A 17,178-nucleotide genomic window follows, 5' to 3' on the forward strand; every position below is an offset into this window, starting at 1 on the left:
CGAGGCGATCGGAACGGAAAAGCCCGCTCGCAAAAGCGTCTTGAGCAAGCCGACGCATTTTTCCTGCGTCATCGTGGAATCATGATCGGATGTTTTCGATCTCGCGTCGCTGCTCGGCGTGCTTTTCCGGGTTCTGCTCCTTCAGCTTCCGCAGGTTCAGGATCTTCCAGCGTACCGCCGGCAGATCCGCTGCCTGTGGCAGGCTGATCGCGTCGAAGTCCGGCTCACCGTCATGCAGCGACAGCAGAAAGCGCATTGCGTTGTCGTCGAGCCGATCGAGAATGTCTGCTGTGAGCTTCGTTCGTGCTGCCTTGAGCTCGTCAAGGCCGATGGTCTCGACGGTCATGCCCTCGAACTCCTTGGCGAAAGCCTCGTCAATCTCCGCAAGAGACGGCCGGACCAACTCGTGTGGCGGGCGGCCCGAGCTTGCGACATAGATGAGGAAGGTGCGGAACAGCGCGTCGGTCAGCCCTTCGTTCTCGTAGAGCAGCTTGACGTCGAACAGGTCGCGCGGATGCTGGCGGTCAACCGCGGCATGCAGCTTCCCGCCGAAGAGGTCCTCGAACGAAACCACCTGTAACTCGGCAAAGCCAAACGTATCCTCCACCGACTGGCTCACGCGTCGCAGTTCCGGCGGATGCACGGTTCCACGCGACACGGGCGACGTCTCGATCTTGATTTCTGCGCCGCCTTGCCTGACGAGGACGCGGGTGTCCGTTGTTGCCGCCGCCGGCGATCCGCTGAACGGTGACGCCACGCAGGCTGCGCTGTAAATCCTCGCGGATGCGCTCGAGCGTCGCGTCGATGCCTTTCAACGTGGTCTCGCGGTCCTCGATCGGGAGATAGACGAGGTCTATATCGACCGAAAGGTGAGGCATGTCACGAGAGATTGATCGCCGTGCCGCCTTTCAGCGCGAAGGCCTCGTGACGGGCGATGAAGGGCAGGGGCCGCACCAGGAGGTCGACCTGACGCATGTATCGATCACGAGCCATTGGTGGTCTTCCCCGGTATAAGGTCGGCAGGGAGCGTGATTCGATAGACTGGATGCAGCCGGCCTCCCGGTGTGAGCGCCCGGTCGCCCTTGCCGAGATCGATGGCCGACATGTCGATGTGCCGGCGCCAGGCGTGATTGTGCTTGTCGGCATAGGCGAAGAAGAGCCGCTTGGTTTTCACGCTTTTGCACTGGGCGAGGAGTGTCGTCAGTACGCGCGGGCGCAGATTGGCGAGGCTCTCGAAGGCCACATCGACGATATGGAAGCTCTCGCCCTTCGGAAGCTCGTCGAGCATCTCGAGGACGGCTCGCTCCGGGGACGACATCGGCATCGGCCAGCGCCACGGGCTCAGGGCCAGTTCCGGATTCTCGTTGTTCGCGAGACTGAAGTCGGTGTTCTCAACCCCCATGGCGCTGCCATCGAACAGGGCATTGCTCCGCGCCATGATGGTCGCGTTCGTCCGCAGCTTCGACAGCCACGTCGGGATATCCGAGCCGTAGAGAAAGAGCGCTAAGTCACCGCCGAGGGCGAGATAGTGGGTGTGGGCGCGCAGGGCGAGCGCACTTGCGCCGCCCACATGAAATTTGTGCTGCATGAGCCAGATCGCCGAGAGCAGCGGAATTTTCCAGCCTGTGATGGTGTCGGGGCTGGCGTCCGACGAAAAGGGGCGCCGGTACACACCGCTCGAAATGGATTCGAGCCAGCCCTGCTTGAGATATCCCGAGACGGACTGCCGCGAGATGGCATGACGGCTCATCCACCCCATATCGACCAGGAAGCCTGGGGGGACTTCCTGAAGAAGCTGCTTTAGCTTTGCCTCGGTTTGTCCATTCACGTTTGACATTTTGGCACAAATCCAAAGTCGTGGGAACCCCAGCTTTATCTTGCGGCGGCTTTGTCGATCAACGGTAGACAAAAACGCCTCATTTCAAAGTGGCAAAACGGCGCGAATTTGTCATGAAGGTTTAACTCAGTTGCGTCCGATCGACAATTTCAGGGTGAAGAGACGGAAATTTCCCGATTATCGCGAATTTGGTACCATGCCCTGCGTTTTGTTGGGAGGCTGCACGATGACAGGATGGGATCGCTCGCCCGGGCCAGACAATGATTATGCAAGCGCGCAGCCTTTGGGTGTCTGGCGCGGAAGTCTCGTCATGGTGCTCATATTCTTTGCGGCGGGGCTCATCATCGGCTGGCTATCCTAGCGTCGACGGCTTTCTGCAAAAGGAATCCAATCGATTGCGAATAGATGCGGGGACAACCTCCGACATGCACGGACTAGCAGCGAACTTCCAGCCGCGTTGCAACGATTTGCGAATACTCGGTGCCCTGCGGATCGCTGAAGAATAGAGTTGTGAGCATTGCCTGGTTCGCGGCAAGGATTTCATCCGAATCCGGCCTGACGACCTTTCTGGTGCAGCGCTTAAACCCTTCGCCGGACGTCTTCAAATCGTCATCTTTGAGGAAGTCGAGGGCGGTGTACAGCGAGGAATCGTAGACGCCGAAGACGATCAGCTCCTTCAGCGGCGTCTTCTCCGCCGGCTTCTGCGAGAAGGACAGGATCAGCGAACCATTCTCATAGGACGCGTGGATGACGTCCGGCTTGGCGAGACGCACCGCTTTTCCGTTGACGGTTATGCTCGTGTAGTAGTCGTATTGCGCAAGGGAGTCGCGCACCGTGCTGGCGACCGCCGTCAACTCAGCTGGGTCGAGGGTTGAGTTTGCGTTCTTGCCGAAGTCCATCACCACTGAAGAGGAGAACACGTCGTCGAAGTGCCAGGTATCGCGCAGTTCCCGCAGTGTCCCGTCAGCACCTGCGATGGCCTCGAATTTGGCATCCACGAAGATGTGGGGATGGGCGAGCGCGGCCGTCGGCATGCCCGCCAAGAACGACAGGATGGTGCCGGCGACCCGGTATCGAACTCGTTGAACGGTCATGAGAAATGACTGGGGGCCGATTGCGACCGATTTAAGTTCCATCGGGATCCGCAGCCCATTGTTTCGCCGCATTTTGACCTCCACCTGCCATTGTCGGAATAGCGCAAAAATGGCGGCGATATCATGATCAGCAAGACCGGGGTCATCGCCTTTGCCGCGGCCTCCTTTCTGGCGCAGGTTTTGGCGGCCGAGGCGCATCCGCATGTTTTCGCCGATGGCCATGTGATTCTCGACATCGATGACGCAAAAGAGCTGACGGCGGTGAGGAACGAGTGGACGTTCGACAAGCCGTTCTCGTCCTTCGCTGTAATCGGCCTCGACAAGAATCACGACGGCAAGCTGGAGCCGTCGGAGCTCAAGCCCCTCGCCGAGACCTCGATGAAATCCCTGGCCGGCTACCATTTCTTCACCTGGGTGACGCGAAACGACGCGGAGGTCGAGCTTTCCACCCCGCGGGACTACACCTATCGCTTTGCCGGCGGCCGGCTGACCCTGCGTTTCAGCATGCCGCTGAAGACGCCGGTTCCCATCGGCGATGATCTCAAGGTCGAGGTGTTCGACCCGGAATATTTCGTCGCCTACACTTTTCCCGAACAGGGGGCACTCAAGGTTGCCGGTGGGGCATCGGGCTGCCACGGAACCTATATTCCTCCCAAGCCGCTTGACGACCAGATCATGGCCACGCTGGCAGCCATTCCGGCCGAGCAGCACGACCTGCCGCCCGCATTGGAGGATGCGGCGGTGGGGCTTGCCAACATCTTCACGGTCAAATGCCCATGAGAGGCCAGCGCACCGTGCTGGCGCTTGCCTTCTTTCTCGCGGCATCGGGCGCTGCGCTCGCCGCCTCCAGCCCGTTCGGCATCGCCACGCCCGATTCGCCGGCCGGCGGCGGCATCTCGGGGCCGGCCGCGCCTCTCTATCTGGCCGCCATCCGGTTGCAGACCCTGTTCTACCAGAAGCTGACCTCTGGGCTCGATGCCTTTTCCAGCGACCGGCACGCAGGCCTCTGGCTGATGGCCTTGAGCTTTCTCTACGGGATATTCCATGCGGTGGGGCCGGGGCACGGAAAGGCCGTCATTTCGTCCTTCGTGCTTGCGACCGGCGAGCGGTTGCGGCAGGCGGTGCTGATGTCCCTGCTCGCAAGCGCCCTTCAGGCGGTGTCCGCGATCGCGATCATCTTTGCCGCGACGACGCTGTTCGACACGACAGCCGCTGAGATCACGTTGCTCACCGACAAGCTGGAATTGGGAAGCTATGGCCTGATCACCCTGCTGGGCCTGAACCTTCTCGTCTCGAAAGGCCGGCTGCTCGCGCATCGATGGGGAAGGGTGCAGGGTCCGTCGGGATCGTTCGCCTGCGAGGAGGTGGCGGCCGGAAGTGCAAGCCCGGCGTGGTTCGGCCGGTGGGGCTCTCACCGGCACGATGCGGCATGCGGATGCCTCCCCGTCGACCGTCTGGCGACGGTGGGTCTGGGGACATCCTGGAGGGAAAAGTTCCAGGCGATCCTTTCGGTCGGTCTGCGCCCGTGTTCGGGTGCCCTGATCGTGCTGGTCTTTGCGCTGTCCCGTCATCTCGCGCTGGCCGGGACGATGTCCGTGCTGGCCATGGCGGCGGGGACCGCCCTGACGGTCAGCTTCTTCGCTGCCTTGTCGGTGCTGGCGCGCGGATTCCTTGCGCGGTTCGCTCTTTCGAGTGCGGGCGGCGGACAACGTTTCGCCGTGGGCTTCGAGTTCGCCGGGGCCTGCGCCGTGTTCCTGTTCGGCGCGACGATGCTATGTGGCCTGCTCGTCTCTTAACGGTCGCTACGGCTCGCAGATCGGCAGCGGCTGCGCGGCCGGCGCGGGGTGATCCGCCGCGCATTGCGCGACGCCTGGAGATCGCCCTTTCACAGATTGGTGAGGGGGCCGCCTCAGGCGGCCCGCCGATCCCAGCTCGGGAAGGGATCCGGCAGGTTGCGCCACAGTTCCGGATCGAAGGCGTCGGCATCGATGAGGCAGGCATCCAGCTCGGCGCGGATTTTGGCCTCGTCCATCGGGTCGGCGCCGATGAAGACGATTTCCTGCCGCCGGTCGCCCCAGATTGGATCGAGATAGGGCTTCATCATCGCGAGGAAGCCCGGATCGCGCGGCCATTGTTCCTTCGGCACGGACGACCACCAAAGGCCCATCCTGCCGGTCCGCACCAGCGCGCCCGCCTGGCTGATCTCGCCGACATGATGCGGCCGGGTCGCCAGCCAGAAGAAACCCTTCGCCCGCACCACGCCCGGCCAGGGGCGGTCGATGAAGCGCTGGAAGCGCACGGGATCGAACGGCCGCTTGGCGCGGTAGACGAAGGAGCGTATCCCGTATTCCTCCGTTTCGGGAACGTGGTCCTTGAAGCCGTGGAGCTCCTTGTACCAGAGCGGATGTTCGCTCGCCTTGTCGAAATCGAAACGACCGCTTCCCAGAACCTCCTTGAGGTCGACCTTGCCGAAATCCGTCTCGATCAGCCGGGCGTCCGGATTGAGGGAGAGGATGATCTTGCGCGCGGCATCGCGCTGCTCCGGCGTCGCCATGCCGATCTTGTTCAGCACGACCACATCGGCGAACTCGATCTGCTCGACGAGGAGATCGACGATGGTGCGGTCGTCGCCGTCGCCGGCGGTCTCGCCCCGGTCGGAGAGAAAATCGGAAGAGGCATAGTCGTTCAGAAGGTTGGCGGCGTCCACCACCGTCACCATCGTGTCGAGTCGCGCCACGTCTGATAGGCTCATGCCGTTCTCGTCGCGGAAGTCGAAGGTGGCGGCGACGGGAAGCGGTTCGGCGATGCCGGTGGATTCGATCAGGAGGTAGTCGAAGCGACCCTGTTCGGCGAGCGTCCGCACCTCCTTAAGGAGGTCGTCGCGCAGCGTGCAACAGATGCAGCCATTGGTCATCTCGACCAGTTGCTCCTGCGTGCGCGAAAGGTTCGCGCCGCCGTCGCGCACCAGCGCGGCATCGATATTGACCTCGCTCATGTCGTTGACGATGAGCGCCACCCGCAGGCCGTCGCGGTTGGTGAGGACATGGTTGAGCAGCGTCGTCTTGCCGGCGCCGAGGAAGCCGGACAGGACAGTGACAGGGAGTTTCCGGTTCATGGGGATGAGCCTCTTTCTGGTAATTGCAATGGGAGATGCCTGCCGGATCAGCGGCAGCCGGCGCATAGCCCGTTCACCTCGATCGTGGTGGACCTGATCTTGAAGCCGCTGCTTCTGGCGTGCCGCGCCAGGGCGCCCTCGACCTTTTCGTCGTGGAATTCGCTGACCTTGCCACAGCTTTCGCAAATCTCGAATGCCGTGATGCGGGGGTGGAGCTGCCTGTGGAGGGAATGGCAGCAGACCACGAAGGCGTTCATGCTCTCCAGGCGATGGACGCGGCCGATTTCCAGCAGCTTGTCCAGCGCGCGGTAGACCTGCAGCGGCGCCTTCAGCCCGTGCTCGCGCAGACGGTCCAGTATGCCATAGGCGCTGAGCGGCTGGCCCGAGGCTTCCAGCACGGAAAGCACGAGACTCTGGTTCCTGGTCAGTTTCGGATCGCGGACCTGCGCTGCCTGCACCATCGATCTTCTCCGGGATGGGATACGGGAAGTGACCCGGAACCGCCGCCTCGGCTCCGGGTCCCGGCGGCGGCCTCAGTGCGAAGCGCCGGAGCCTCCGACGGCGACGATGGCGAAGGGCCGGCCTTCGACCGCGATCGTGCCCGTCTCCTTCAGCGTTTCAGGATCGACGAGGCGCACGAGCGAATGGCGCGGATCGGTGATGGCGACCTTGCCGTCGGCCACCGCCAGCCGCGGACGCGGATCGCGCCAATGGCCGTCCTTGCTGTAGGGCTCGGTCACCGTGCCCTTGCGCGCGATCTCGCCCCTGATGACGTCGAGCACATGCAGGTTGCCGTCCTCGGTGAGGATATAGGCGTTGCGCGGATCGGCCGGATCGAGCGCGAAGTCCACGCGGCGCGTCGGAAGCTCGATGAGGCGATAGGGCGCGTCGCCGTCGGGATCGATCAGCACCAGCTTGTCCTCGCCGTAATTGCCGAGGAAGAACTGCATGGCCTTGCCGCCCAATAGCGTGCTCGCATGGCCCGCGGGCAGGCTGTCCGGATAGGCCAGCATCTCCAGCTTCGGGCCGTCCATGCCGCCCGGCCGGGCGATCAGCACGCCCTCCTTGCAGCCGAAGGCGACGAGCCGCGCCGACGTCGCCTCGCCATGAAGGTCGGTGCAGGCGGCGACGTCGCCCACCTGCTCGCCGTTCTCGTCGAGGACCCGCAGGCCGACGCGCGGCGGCAGCTCGTCCGGCTTCACCTTTGCCCCGGTATCGGGAACCGACACCAGGACATATCTGCCCATCGTCACGGCGACGCCGTGATGCGGGGCGGTCGTATCGATCGTGCGCACTTCGCGCCTGCCGTCGAGCAGCGCGCTCTCGCTGACGATCTCGGCCTTGCCGCCGCGGTCGTAGAACAGCACCGCCGCGTCGCCGTGCGGCACCACATGGGCGGGCCGCTCGCCCTCGAAGGCCACCGGCAGGAGGCCGGGATCGGAGACCTCGATATCGCGATGCTCGCCATGGTCGGAAAGGGCGATGCCGGTCCCGATGGCATGGATGACGTTGGCTTCGCCTTGCGCGGCGAAAACGGTGCGGCCGGATGCGCTGGCCGTCAGCGCCGCATGGCCCTTGAGATCGTAGCGGCCGAGTTCCTTGCCGCTCTCAAGGTCGATGGCGCGGACCACCGGCTGCGTGTGGTCGGCGATGAACAGCCGCCAGGCTTCCTTCGTCTCGTGGTCCTCGTCTGCGAGGGCGCCCGATGCGGCGAGCATGAGCGAGGTCGCGACGGCGGCCATCAGGCGATTGCGGGTGAATGTCAGGCTCATGGATTTCCTTCTGTTGCTGCTATGGGTCCGGGGATGTGGATGCGCAGGCGGAATGCCTGCCGCATCGCGTGGACATTCTCCCGCGGCGCAGCCGGCACGGCGGGGCCTGCCGCGCCACGGCTTCCTTCCGATCGATCGAAGCTGAACGGCTGATCCATGTTGGGGCTTGCGCTCCGCGAGATAAACGTTATTACATTACCAAAATTCTTGGTACGTAATAACATTACGAAGACGGATGATGTCAACCCCGGAGCGGCCATGACCGGCAATTGCCTACATCTCGAGGATCTGACCCTCGGCTATAACGGCCATCCGGCCGTTCACCACCTGACGGCCGGGATCGCCCCCGGCAGCCTGACGGCCATCGTCGGGGCCAACGGCTCGGGCAAGTCGACGCTGATGAAGGCAATCGCCGGCATCCTCGCGCCGATCGGCGGGCGCTGCTCCGTTCACTGCAAGCGGCTCGCCTACCTGCCGCAGCAGTCGGAACTCGACCGCAGCTTTCCCGCCCGGGTCGTCGATCTCGTATCGCTCGGCTTCTGGCAGAGGAGGGGGCTTTTCGGCCGGATCACGGGTGAGGACAGGGTAGATCTCGCAAGATGCCTCGCCGCCGTCGGCCTGACGGGCTTCGAGGCGCGGCCGCTGGACAGCCTCTCCGGCGGGCAGATGCAGCGGGCGCTCTTTGCCCGCACGATGTTGCAGGACGCCGATCTCATCCTCCTCGACGAACCCTTCAACGCCGTCGATGGCCGCACCGTCGAGGACCTCCTTCTGCTGGTGAAGCGATGGGTGGCGGAGGGTCGCACGGTGCTATGCGTGCTGCACGATTACGATCTCGTCCGGCGGCATTTCCCGAGGACCATGTTGCTGGCGCGCGAGCTCGTCGCGTGCGGGCCGACGCAGGACGTGCTGACGGCGGACAACCTGCGGCGGGCGCGTCGCTTCCAGGAGGCCTGGGACGAGGAGGCGGGCTGGTGCATGACCGATGACGCGCCGGCGCAACAGCCCGTTCCCGCCGAACCCCATGCCGAAAGGACGGGCAGCCTTGTTTGACTATGTCCTCGAGCCGTTCATCCGCTACGGCTTCATGCAGCGCGCCCTGCTGGGCTCGCTGCTTCTGTCGGCAAGCTGCGCCCCGGTCGGCGTCTTCCTGATGCTCCGGCGCATGAGCCTGACGGGCGACGCCATGTCCCATGCGATCCTGCCGGGGGCGGCGGTCGGCTTCCTGCTGTTCGGTCTGGAGATCGTTCCGATGACCATCGGCGGGCTGGTGGTCGGCCTTCTGGTGGCGCTCGGATCGGGCGCGGTCTCGCGCTTCACCGTCCAGAAGGAGGACGCCTCCATGGCGGCCTTCTACCTGATCTCGCTGGCGGTCGGCGTGCTGCTCGTCTCGTGGCGCGGATCGAGCATCGACCTGATGCATGTCCTCTTCGGGTCGGTGCTGGCGCTGAACGACGCGGCGCTCGGCCTCATCGTCGTCATCGCGGTGGCCACCTTCCTCGCGCTGGTAATCTTCTGGCGCGCGCTCGTCGCCGAATGCCTCGATCCGCTCTTCCTGCGGTCGGTGAGCCGCATCGGCGCGCCGGTGCATTTCCTGTTCCTGACGCTCGTCGTGCTGAACCTCGTTGGGGGCTTCCAGGCGCTGGGCACCTTGCTGTCGGTCGGCCTGATGATGCTGCCGGCGGCGGCATCCCGCTTCTGGTCGAACCGGGTCGGGGTGATGTGCCTGATCGCCACCGCGATCGCCATCCTCTCCTCGCTCGGCGGCCTCGTTCTTTCCTATCGCGCATCGATGCCCTCCGGACCCGCCATCATCCTGACGGCCGGGGTCGTCTATGCGCTTTCCGCCCTGGTCGGCAGGAGGGGGATGCTGCCCGGCCTCCTTGTCTCCCGCCGCCACAAGACAGCCTGACAATCAAAAGGAGATTTCCATGTTCAGGACGTTCCGCATCGCAACCGCTGCAAGCCTTCTCACGCTGGGCGGCTTCGTCTCGACGGCCTCGGCCGCCGATCTCGAGGTCGTCGCCAGCTTCTCGATCATCGCCGACTTCGCGAAGAATGTCGGCGGCGACCGCGTGGAGGTCGAGACGCTCGTCGGCCCCGACGGCGACGCCCATGTCTACGAGCCGCGCCCGGCCGACGCGGCGGCGCTGGAGAAGGCGAATGTCGTCCTGGTCAACGGCCTGGAGCTGGAAGGCTTCATGAAGCGGCTGATCGAGACCAGCGGCACCAAGGCGCCGGTGGTCGAGCTGACCAAGGGCATCGAGCCGCTGAAGGCGGAAGAGGAAGAGCACCATCATGACGAGAAGGCCGAAGCCGGCCAAGACCATGACGGCGACGAGAAGGAGGAGGCCGGCCACGACCATGAGGGCCACCATCACCACGGCGAATTCGACCCTCATGCCTGGCAGTCGATCCCCAATGCCGAAATCTACGTGAAGAACATCGCAGATGCCTTCTGCGAGGCCGACAAGGCCGGTTGCGCGACCTACACAGCCAATGCCGAGGCCTATCTCGCCAAGCTCGCCGCACTCCAGACGGAGGTGAAGGCGGCCATCGAGGCGCTTCCGGCCGACAAGCGCACCATCATCACCTCGCATGACGCCTTCGGCTATTTCGCGCACGAATACGGCCTGAAGTTCATCGCGCCCGAAGGCGTGTCGACGGAGGCGGAGGCCTCCGCCGCAGACGTCGCGAAGCTCGTCGACCAGGTGAAGAAAGACAAGGCCTCGGCGATCTTCGTGGAGAACATCACCAATCCGCGGCTCATTGAGCAGATCGCCGCCGAGACGGGCCTGAAGGTGGGCGGCACGCTCTATTCCGACGCGCTTTCCGGCGAGGACGGCCCGGCCTCGACCTATATCGACATGTTCCACCACAATGTCGAGACGATCAGGGCGGCCGTTCTCGGAAGCTGATCCCATCGCCCCGTCCGGCCGAAGGCCGGGCGGGGCAACCCGCCAAACGACGAAGCTCGGAGACGACATGGCGCCTCTCTACGATCCCGTGCCGGTGACGCTGCTCACAGGCTTTCTCGGCTCGGGCAAGACCACGCTGCTCAACGACATTCTCGCCGATCCGTGCATGGCGGGCACTGCCGTCATCGTCAACGAGTTCGGCTCGGTCCCGATCGACCACGATCTGGTGCGCACCGGCACGGAGAGCTATTTCCGCACCACGACCGGCTGCATCTGCTGCACGGCAACGAGCGATATCCGCGTTTCTCTGTATGAGCTGCACGAGGCACGCCTCGTCGGGGATATCCCGCCCGTTGCCCGCGTGATCATCGAGACCACCGGCCTCGCAGACCCGGCGCCGATCATCAACAGCCTCATTCCCGGCGGCGCGCCGGCCATGGGCCTGCGCGACCATATCGTGGCGCGGCAGTTCTATCTTTCCGGCGTCGTCACCGCCTTCGATGCGGTCGCGGGCCGCGCGACGCTCGATGCCTTCATGGAAGGCTGGAAGCAACTCGCCTTTGCCGACCACATCGTACTGACCAAGGCCGATCTTGCCGGGGCCGAGCCCCTTGCGTATACGGTGCGCGGCCTCAATCCGGCGGCGGTCATCCACGACCGGCACAATCCCGGCTTCCGCCCCCAAGATCTGATCGGCGACCGACCCTATTCCACGCAGGACAAGGCGGAGGACGTGCCGGGCTGGCTCGCCATGGAGACCCTCGGCCTGCACGGCGGACACACGCACGATCCGAACCGCCATGGAGATGCAGTAGAGGCGATCGGCCTCGATCACGACATGCCGCTCGATCCGGGCTCCCTGACGGCCTTCCTGCAACTGGTCACGAGCAATACCGGCTCCGGCCTCCTGCGGCTCAAGGGATTGTTCGCTGTGGCGGACGATCCGGAGCGACCAGTCGTCGCCCATGTCGTTCAGCACCGGCTCTATCCGCTCCAGCGGCTCGACCGCTGGCCGACGGAAGACCGCCGGACCCGCGTCGTGCTGATCGGGCGGAACATGCCCGCCAAGCCGATCCGAGACCTCTTCGCGGCCGTCGCGCCGCGCCCTGCGAAGACGCAGCGGGGGTGCGCATGAGCCGCGCCTTCGTCAACCCGCTGGCGCGGGGGACGGCCGGCGTCGTCGACGGGGCGCGCGCCATTAAGCAATGGACTCGCCATCGGCTGGTGCTGCCCGACGAGGCCGTCGTCTCGGTCAACGAACTCGCCTGCCATCTTCCCGGCTGCCCGCCGAAGGAAACGGTGGTGCTGGTGATGCACGATGGGAAAACCGTCCAGGCCTCCATCCACAAGGTGGTGCAGCAGGTCACCGAGGACGACGTCGCCGTCGCATTTCGACAGAATAGCTGGAATCCAAACCTGAATGATATGTGAGGGTATTGATCGAACAGATCATCCACGGGTGACGCGGCTTGGCGAGTGTTGGCGGCAACGCTGCTATACGAACGGCCTTCGCCTCGTCGGAAGTCTAATTGGCACCTAGACGATGCTGCCAGTCTATTTTCGTGGAGCGCTCGACTCCCTTCAACAGCTAAACCAAATTGGCCACCCGCATTCGATTTCGCCTTTGATTGGTCATTCAGCAGCGGCAAGGGGACAGAAGGGGACGTCGGTCGTGTAGTGCTCGCGCAGAACGCGATGAAATTGCCCTGGAACTGCCGGGTAGGGTATGGGCCAGTTCGTTGGGATTTCGGGCTGTGGAGCTTCAGAACACGCAGGGCGCCATGATAGAGCTGTTCGACGGTCTGATGGAGGTCAGAGGCTGCTTCTCTGGTGTAGCCACGCCCCATAGCCTGCTTCGCCAGTTCGAAACGATCCTTGGCGTTTGCATAATTCCTTCAGGTCTTCGTTGACCGCTTTGTGTGCCTCGGATGCCGCCTGGATCTCTCCGTCGAGGTAGAGGTCCCAGGTCACGTTGTCGGACTTCATCATCGCCGCCGCATAAGAGTTCGACAAGCCGTGTGGTTTCGTGGGGACTCTGTGGCATTAACTGCACGATTGTTGTGGTCTGGCGGGAATGGATTCGCCTTTCGCCTCGCGCGGATATTGCCGAGTTGTTGAAAAGGGTCGTTTGGCAATAGCGGGCCGGCGGCTATGCAGTCATTTCGGCAGCGTAGTCGCGGATCGTAATGACGACCTCATCAACGTGCCACGTATCTCGGGGAGCAGGTCGATCCAGCGGGACACGTGTGCAACATGCCGACCGAAAGGTCTGGCCCAAAGCCAAACTGTTTCCCGACGGGATATATACCTCGCTCAGTGAGTAAATCTTCCAAGTCCGCTGTGCTCAGCGCAAAACGATATAAACCCATACCGCAATGCGACCATGTCACGGACAAAGCGAAAGCCTTTAAGGCGCGGCATGTCGGGGGAATATTCATTCAAACCAGATAGCCGCTTTAGGAGCCGCAAATAACTTGGCACCCCTTTGCCACATGCTTCAGCTAGGCTTGGCTGGTGTTGCCGGCGGGCTGGTGACCATCGTTTCAGGGCGTTTCATTCGGCAGGCCGAGCTGGGCAAGGGTGCGATTGATGTTCTGGCGGGCACGCAGGTAGATATCACTGGCATTGCGGGCGGGCATGGAGATGTTGCGCACTGTGGATTGCGGTCTGATTTCCATCGCTTTGGCGAAGGCGTTCTTCGCATCCGCGGTTCGGCCGAGATTTTGATAGGCGGCGGCAAGCAGCATGTAGGCCCGGCCGGATGCCGGCGTGATGGCAACCGAGCGCTCCAGCCAGGTGACGGTGTCTTCGTTCCGGTCCATCAGGAGGCTCGCCCACCCTGCGCCCAGCATCCACGTCCAGCGTGACACCTCGGGTGTGTCGAAACGATCTGCTTGCGAAAAGACAGCAAGCGCATCGGCGAAGGCAGTCGTTCAATCGAGCAGCTAGGGCATTCCTGGGCGGTGCTTCGGCGTAATTTCTTCGCCTTCCAGTTGGAGACACTCGGCGGCAAAGCGTATGAAGGGTGGCTCACGGGGCCAGTCGAAATCAAACGGACAATTCGCCCGGCGCGGCATCGTCATCAACAATTGGTGCGATCATGGACGCGCAGGAAATTGCGGATTTCTTCGCCCGTAAACATCCGAATGCCATCTTCATCGCTCAATGGCGCGCCGGTTTGACGATCAAAGACAAACCATGTCCGAACGGCATCCGGATTGTCGACGCTGCAGAAATAGCGGGCAATATACCGTTCATTGCGCATCTCATGTAACTCCCCAATTACTGATAGCCACTTCGTTCGATGAGGCAAGTGGTTCTGCCGCTCAGGTAGCGTTTAGGCCGGCGAGTTGACGTTTCATCCGTCGACAGATCCGGCCGCCCGTTCCGACCAAGATATAAGAAGCCTCGCCATTTCCTCGACGATGAGCCGACTGTGTCTCGCACCGCTTCACTTGACGAGCTGCATTCATGACAGCATATTGTCATGAATGGATACAGAAGCCAACGATATGATTCAAGAGTTGATCCTTACGATTTTCCGGCTCGATGACGTGCTGAAGGCGGCAGCCAATCGGATATCCGAGCCCGCAGGCCAGACGGGAGCACGATGGCAGGTACTGAACGCATTGGACGATGGGCCAAGAACGGTCGCCGAGATTGCGCGGATCAAGAACGGTTCACGGCAAGGCGTCCAAAGGATAGCCAACGAGCTCGTTGCCGAAGGGTCTGCGGCGCTCAATGAAAACCCAAGACATCGCCGCTATCCGCTTGTCTGCCTGACACCCCAAGGCAGGGCGGCTTTGGAGATGATCAGAAGCGAACGGGAGCGCTGGACGGCGACAGTTTCCGATGTCTTGGGCCACGAGGTCGACCCGGCAGTTTTGCACTTTCTGGATCGCTTCCGTATCGCAGTTGAAACGACGCTTTCGAACAGGTGAAAAGCATGACAGTACCCTATCGCCCCGCGGGCCATGCCACCGTGTCGCCCTATCTTCTCGTATCGGATGCTGCAGGCCTGGTTGATTTTCTCAAGCAGGCCTTCGACGGCCGCGAAATCTCAAGGACCGAGCGGACGGATGGAACGATCATGCATGCCGCTGTGGCTATCGACGACTCGGTCGTCATGGTCGGTTCGCGGAATGTGGCATTTCAGAACTCGACCCATCTCTATGTGTCGGATGTCGACGAGACGTATCGCAAATGCCTGGCGCTTGGTGCCGAGTCCCTCAGTGAACCAAGTACCTTCGGCTATGGCGATCGGTCTGCGGGGATACGTGATGCCTTCGGTAACGTTTGGTGGCTCGGCACACACATGGGTGAGAAGGTTTAAGCGCAGCAATCGACACTCTCCGAAACCCTGGAGCAAACTTAGGGCTCTATCTCAACCCAACGAGCGATGACAACACATGTATTTTGAGCTGTAGCGCGGGTCCGGGCGGCACGAACTTTTCGACTCCACGACGCGGAGTGCCCTTGGCACTGGTGTGCTGCTCGTTCGTGTGAATAACGCTGGCGCTGGTTTGCGGTAAGCGCGAAAAAACCCCAGCTTTTCACTGATGGTCATGTGACCGAGTCTTTGTTCATAGCAGGAGACTGTGGACAATAGCATTGGGTTTCCGCACCACCGCGTTTCGGTGTGTCGCGCGCCATCGCGGTGTCCATTCTACGAGGTCTAAGGTTTCGTCGAGAAATGTCTTCGATGACATTAGGCAAACCATCCGGCGGTGCAAAGGTCGCTCCTCCGCATTTGAGAAAGGGTTCGTGTGCCCAAAGCCGCCGAGACCCTTGCCGATAAAGCGTAAGCGCGATTTTTGGGTCACCTATGAATCGGGCTCGTCATAGACAAGTTGTGTCCACAAGCAACGTAATGGACACAATGAGATGGATGATGTGATCGAGCCGCGGCTATTGCGGGTATTGCATGCTGGTCGCGGCGGGAAACGCGAGTTTGATCCTGCGTCGAAAGCCAGGTTGCTGGAAGCCTGCCTGACGCCTGGGGTTTCGATATCGAAACTGGCGCTTGAGAACGGTATCAATGCGAATCTGCTACGGACGTGGATCCGCAAGCATCGCAAGTTGAAGGCGCCGGTTTTGGCCGGGCCTGCGCCGCCGGCGGAAGTGTCGATGTTTATTCCGGTCGCAGAGGCACGGGTTGAGCGCATTGCCGATTGCGGGACGATGGCAACACGCGTTCATGCCTGCAGCTTGACAGCGCAGAGGCACATTTGAGGAGGGTCTGCGCTCAGCGGCAGATCGCGCCGATTGCAATTTTTGCGGCGGGGGCTGCGATGCGAGGGCTGGAATGGAGGACTGAAAGGCAGCCGAACCGCAGTGTGATCTGCTCACTGCGAATTGAGGCTTCGAAATCCAAGAGGCCCACCGGTGACGGCAGGCCTCTGCGTACAAATCAGGCGATATCTTTGGCCCGATACGCGTCGGGGATGACGAACACTTCGTCGGCACGGCCGTAGCCGCCGTCAGGTATGGTCTCGATCAACACCATCGTATGGGGACGGGCGGCTTCGCTTAGATAGTCGACGAGCATCTGCGTCGTTTTGTGAATCAGGTCTTCTTTCTGAGCCTTTGAAAGGGCGCCTTCCGGTAGCTTAAAATTGGCGAACGGCATGACAATCTCCTATTGGTCCATTGTGGAAATAAGCGTCATCAGCCGGTCAGATGATGCCGCCATTAGCACGGATCACCTGGCCGCTGACCCAGCCGCTGTCGGAACCGGCGAGGAAGGACACGAGGCGGGCGATATCCTCCGGCTGGCCAAGGCGGCCGAACGGGTTCATGCCGACAATCGTCTTCACTACCGCCTCGCTCTTGCCGGTCATGAACAATTCCGTTTCTACCGGCCCCGGCGCCACCGCGTTGACGGTGATGCCCCGAGAGCCGAGTTCTTTGGCGAGTACATGGGTCATGGCCTCGATTGCAGCCTTGGTGGCCGCGTAAACGCCGTAGCCGGGCTGGTATATGCCAACGACGCTTGACGAGAAGCTGATGATGCGGCCGCCCCTCCGAAGCCGGCAGGCTCCCTCGCGAAGACCACGGAATACGCCACCGAGATTGATGGACATAATTCTCTCAAACGATTTGTCAGTAACCTCGGCAATCGGTGAGAGCTCCATAACGCCCGCATTGTTGACGAGAATGTCTGTTCCACCGAAAGTTCGCTCGGCGGCGTCGAACAAGGTCGCCATACCGGCGGGATCGCCGATATCGGCCGCGACGGATACGGCCTTGCCTCCCGAAGCAACCAGCGCTGCAACGATTGCCTCGGCGGCCTCACGGCCATTCGCGTAATTGACAACGACGGCAATACCGTCCTGTGCCAGGCGCTTTGCGATGGCGGCACCGATGCCCCTGGAGGCGCCGGTTACGATGGCTACGCGGGTTTGTCGATCCATCATGTCTTTTCTCCAGTTGCGATAGCGCT

Annotated in this window: 19 protein-coding genes and 2 pseudogenes; 11 read left to right on the top strand and 10 right to left on the bottom strand. The window is 62.3% G+C overall.

The genetic code is table 11. The features are described from left to right. Nucleotides 1-79: 79 nt before the first annotated feature. The 3 genes and pseudogenes from ACZ5TO_RS19920 to ACZ5TO_RS19930 all read right to left on the bottom strand — a co-directional run bounded on the left by ACZ5TO_RS19920 (nt 80) and on the right by ACZ5TO_RS19930 (nt 2,931). Nucleotides 80-993 (bottom strand): annotated as a pseudogene (locus ACZ5TO_RS19920) (nucleotidyl transferase AbiEii/AbiGii toxin family protein). After that, nucleotides 983-1,837, bottom strand: coding sequence for a type IV toxin-antitoxin system AbiEi family antitoxin domain-containing protein (locus ACZ5TO_RS19925; RefSeq protein WP_464800945.1), 855 nt, complete (start codon nt 1,835-1,837; stop codon nt 983-985). The pseudogene ACZ5TO_RS19920 and the gene ACZ5TO_RS19925 overlap by 11 nt, the downstream one beginning before the upstream one ends. A gap of 434 nt (nt 1,838-2,271) precedes the next feature. Next, complete coding sequence (locus ACZ5TO_RS19930) at nt 2,272-2,931, bottom strand: DUF1007 family protein (protein ID WP_464801003.1); 660 nt, start codon at nt 2,929-2,931, stop codon at nt 2,272-2,274. Nucleotides 2,932-3,054: 123 nt separating this feature from the next. On the opposite strand from ACZ5TO_RS19930, the gene ACZ5TO_RS19935 reads away from it, so the two are divergent. After that, the gene (locus ACZ5TO_RS19935) at nt 3,055-3,711 is read left to right on the top strand and encodes a DUF1007 family protein (RefSeq protein ID WP_464800946.1); all 657 of its coding nucleotides are present in this window, start codon (nt 3,055-3,057) and stop codon (nt 3,709-3,711) included. Beyond that, complete coding sequence (locus ACZ5TO_RS19940; protein ID WP_464800947.1) at nt 3,708-4,727, top strand: nickel/cobalt transporter; 1,020 nt, start codon at nt 3,708-3,710, stop codon at nt 4,725-4,727. Before ACZ5TO_RS19935 ends, ACZ5TO_RS19940 begins: the two co-directional genes overlap by 4 nt. A gap of 113 nt (nt 4,728-4,840) precedes the next feature. On the opposite strand, the gene zigA is transcribed toward ACZ5TO_RS19940, so the two are convergent. The 3 genes from zigA to aztD all read right to left on the bottom strand — a co-directional run bounded on the left by zigA (nt 4,841) and on the right by aztD (nt 7,818). Beyond that, nucleotides 4,841-6,046 carry a zinc metallochaperone GTPase ZigA gene (zigA, locus tag ACZ5TO_RS19945; protein ID WP_464800948.1) on the bottom strand — a complete coding sequence of 402 codons (1,206 nt, stop codon included), beginning with the start codon at nt 6,044-6,046 and terminating at the stop codon, nt 4,841-4,843. A 47-nt stretch (nt 6,047-6,093) separates the two neighbouring features. Then, nucleotides 6,094-6,507, bottom strand: a complete 414-nt coding sequence (locus ACZ5TO_RS19950) for a Fur family transcriptional regulator (RefSeq protein ID WP_464800949.1) — start codon at nt 6,505-6,507, stop codon at nt 6,094-6,096. A gap of 72 nt (nt 6,508-6,579) precedes the next feature. After that, nucleotides 6,580-7,818, bottom strand: coding sequence for a zinc metallochaperone AztD (aztD, locus tag ACZ5TO_RS19955; protein WP_464800950.1), 1,239 nt, complete (start codon nt 7,816-7,818; stop codon nt 6,580-6,582). 258 nt (nt 7,819-8,076) lie between these two features. Here aztD and aztA point away from each other — a divergent pair, with 258 nt between their 5' ends. The 5 genes from aztA to ACZ5TO_RS19980 all read left to right on the top strand — a co-directional run bounded on the left by aztA (nt 8,077) and on the right by ACZ5TO_RS19980 (nt 12,167). After that, complete coding sequence (gene aztA / locus ACZ5TO_RS19960) at nt 8,077-8,871, top strand: zinc ABC transporter ATP-binding protein AztA (protein WP_464800951.1); 795 nt, start codon at nt 8,077-8,079, stop codon at nt 8,869-8,871. Continuing rightward, nucleotides 8,843-9,730 carry a zinc ABC transporter permease AztB gene (aztB, locus tag ACZ5TO_RS19965; RefSeq protein WP_464801004.1) on the top strand — a complete coding sequence of 296 codons (888 nt, stop codon included), beginning with the start codon at nt 8,843-8,845 and terminating at the stop codon, nt 9,728-9,730. The genes aztA and aztB overlap by 29 nt, the downstream gene beginning before the upstream one ends. A 19-nt stretch (nt 9,731-9,749) precedes the next feature. Then, nucleotides 9,750-10,736: a zinc ABC transporter substrate-binding protein AztC gene (gene aztC / locus ACZ5TO_RS19970; protein WP_464800952.1), complete on the top strand. Its 987-nt coding sequence runs from the start codon at nt 9,750-9,752 to the stop codon at nt 10,734-10,736. A 67-nt stretch (nt 10,737-10,803) separates the two neighbouring features. Continuing rightward, a complete protein-coding gene (locus ACZ5TO_RS19975) occupies nt 10,804-11,871 on the top strand; it encodes a CobW family GTP-binding protein (protein WP_464800953.1) in 1,068 nt (355 codons plus the stop codon). Next, nucleotides 11,868-12,167, top strand: coding sequence for a hypothetical protein (locus ACZ5TO_RS19980; protein WP_464800954.1), 300 nt, complete (start codon nt 11,868-11,870; stop codon nt 12,165-12,167). Before ACZ5TO_RS19975 ends, ACZ5TO_RS19980 begins: the two co-directional genes overlap by 4 nt. Before the next feature lie 447 nt (nt 12,168-12,614). Here the strand turns inward: ACZ5TO_RS19980 and ACZ5TO_RS19985 are convergent. Continuing rightward, nucleotides 12,615-12,734: pseudogene (locus tag ACZ5TO_RS19985) on the bottom strand (ABC transporter substrate-binding protein); the annotation flags it as partial. Between the two features lie 545 nt (nt 12,735-13,279). After that, the gene (locus tag ACZ5TO_RS19990; RefSeq protein WP_464800955.1) at nt 13,280-13,558 is read right to left on the bottom strand and encodes a tetratricopeptide repeat protein; all 279 of its coding nucleotides are present in this window, start codon (nt 13,556-13,558) and stop codon (nt 13,280-13,282) included. A gap of 278 nt (nt 13,559-13,836) precedes the next feature. Between ACZ5TO_RS19990 and ACZ5TO_RS19995 the strand changes: the two genes are divergently transcribed. From ACZ5TO_RS19995 to ACZ5TO_RS20010, 4 genes are all read left to right on the top strand, one after another. Continuing rightward, nucleotides 13,837-14,010 (top strand): hypothetical protein, encoded by a 174-nt coding sequence (locus ACZ5TO_RS19995; RefSeq protein WP_464800956.1) that lies wholly within the window; start codon nt 13,837-13,839, stop codon nt 14,008-14,010. A 217-nt stretch (nt 14,011-14,227) separates the two neighbouring features. Beyond that, nucleotides 14,228-14,677, top strand: coding sequence for a MarR family winged helix-turn-helix transcriptional regulator (locus ACZ5TO_RS20000; protein WP_464800957.1), 450 nt, complete (start codon nt 14,228-14,230; stop codon nt 14,675-14,677). Between the two features lie 5 nt (nt 14,678-14,682). Continuing rightward, nucleotides 14,683-15,069 (top strand): VOC family protein, encoded by a 387-nt coding sequence (locus tag ACZ5TO_RS20005; protein WP_464800958.1) that lies wholly within the window; start codon nt 14,683-14,685, stop codon nt 15,067-15,069. A 551-nt stretch (nt 15,070-15,620) separates the two neighbouring features. Continuing rightward, nucleotides 15,621-15,968: a transposase gene (locus ACZ5TO_RS20010; protein WP_464800959.1), complete on the top strand. Its 348-nt coding sequence runs from the start codon at nt 15,621-15,623 to the stop codon at nt 15,966-15,968. Between the two features lie 178 nt (nt 15,969-16,146). Here ACZ5TO_RS20010 and ACZ5TO_RS20015 read toward each other — a convergent pair whose 3' ends face one another. Then, entirely contained in the window at nt 16,147-16,365 is a 219-nt protein-coding gene (locus tag ACZ5TO_RS20015) for a tautomerase family protein (protein WP_464800960.1), read from the bottom strand. 46 nt (nt 16,366-16,411) lie between these two features. Beyond that, the gene (locus tag ACZ5TO_RS20020) at nt 16,412-17,152 is read right to left on the bottom strand and encodes an SDR family oxidoreductase (protein WP_464800961.1); all 741 of its coding nucleotides are present in this window, start codon (nt 17,150-17,152) and stop codon (nt 16,412-16,414) included. Nucleotides 17,153-17,178: the final 26 nt, after the last annotated feature.

Source organism: Shinella sp. Sh6 (genome assembly GCF_055392685.1).

Bases quoted from the DNA above. Each gene is read 5' to 3' on its own strand.
- ACZ5TO_RS19925 (WP_464800945.1), bottom strand. From the start codon at position 1,837: ATGTCAAACGTGAATGGACAAACCGAGGCAAAGCTAAAGCAGCTTCTT.
- ACZ5TO_RS19930 (WP_464801003.1), bottom strand. From the start codon at position 2,931: ATGACCGTTCAACGAGTTCGATACCGGGTCGCCGGCACCATCCTGTCG.
- ACZ5TO_RS19935 (WP_464800946.1), top strand. From the start codon at position 3,055: ATGATCAGCAAGACCGGGGTCATCGCCTTTGCCGCGGCCTCCTTTCTG.
- ACZ5TO_RS19940 (WP_464800947.1), top strand. From the start codon at position 3,708: ATGAGAGGCCAGCGCACCGTGCTGGCGCTTGCCTTCTTTCTCGCGGCA.
- zigA (WP_464800948.1), bottom strand. From the start codon at position 6,046: ATGAACCGGAAACTCCCTGTCACTGTCCTGTCCGGCTTCCTCGGCGCC.
- ACZ5TO_RS19950 (WP_464800949.1), bottom strand. From the start codon at position 6,507: ATGGTGCAGGCAGCGCAGGTCCGCGATCCGAAACTGACCAGGAACCAG.
- aztD (WP_464800950.1), bottom strand. From the start codon at position 7,818: ATGAGCCTGACATTCACCCGCAATCGCCTGATGGCCGCCGTCGCGACC.
- aztA (WP_464800951.1), top strand. From the start codon at position 8,077: ATGACCGGCAATTGCCTACATCTCGAGGATCTGACCCTCGGCTATAAC.
- aztB (WP_464801004.1), top strand. From the start codon at position 8,843: ATGCCGAAAGGACGGGCAGCCTTGTTTGACTATGTCCTCGAGCCGTTC.
- aztC (WP_464800952.1), top strand. From the start codon at position 9,750: ATGTTCAGGACGTTCCGCATCGCAACCGCTGCAAGCCTTCTCACGCTG.
- ACZ5TO_RS19975 (WP_464800953.1), top strand. From the start codon at position 10,804: ATGGCGCCTCTCTACGATCCCGTGCCGGTGACGCTGCTCACAGGCTTT.
- ACZ5TO_RS19980 (WP_464800954.1), top strand. From the start codon at position 11,868: ATGAGCCGCGCCTTCGTCAACCCGCTGGCGCGGGGGACGGCCGGCGTC.
- ACZ5TO_RS19990 (WP_464800955.1), bottom strand. From the start codon at position 13,558: ATGGACCGGAACGAAGACACCGTCACCTGGCTGGAGCGCTCGGTTGCC.
- ACZ5TO_RS19995 (WP_464800956.1), top strand. From the start codon at position 13,837: ATGGACGCGCAGGAAATTGCGGATTTCTTCGCCCGTAAACATCCGAAT.
- ACZ5TO_RS20000 (WP_464800957.1), top strand. From the start codon at position 14,228: ATGGATACAGAAGCCAACGATATGATTCAAGAGTTGATCCTTACGATT.
- ACZ5TO_RS20005 (WP_464800958.1), top strand. From the start codon at position 14,683: ATGACAGTACCCTATCGCCCCGCGGGCCATGCCACCGTGTCGCCCTAT.
- ACZ5TO_RS20010 (WP_464800959.1), top strand. From the start codon at position 15,621: ATGGATGATGTGATCGAGCCGCGGCTATTGCGGGTATTGCATGCTGGT.
- ACZ5TO_RS20015 (WP_464800960.1), bottom strand. From the start codon at position 16,365: ATGCCGTTCGCCAATTTTAAGCTACCGGAAGGCGCCCTTTCAAAGGCT.
- ACZ5TO_RS20020 (WP_464800961.1), bottom strand. From the start codon at position 17,152: ATGATGGATCGACAAACCCGCGTAGCCATCGTAACCGGCGCCTCCAGG.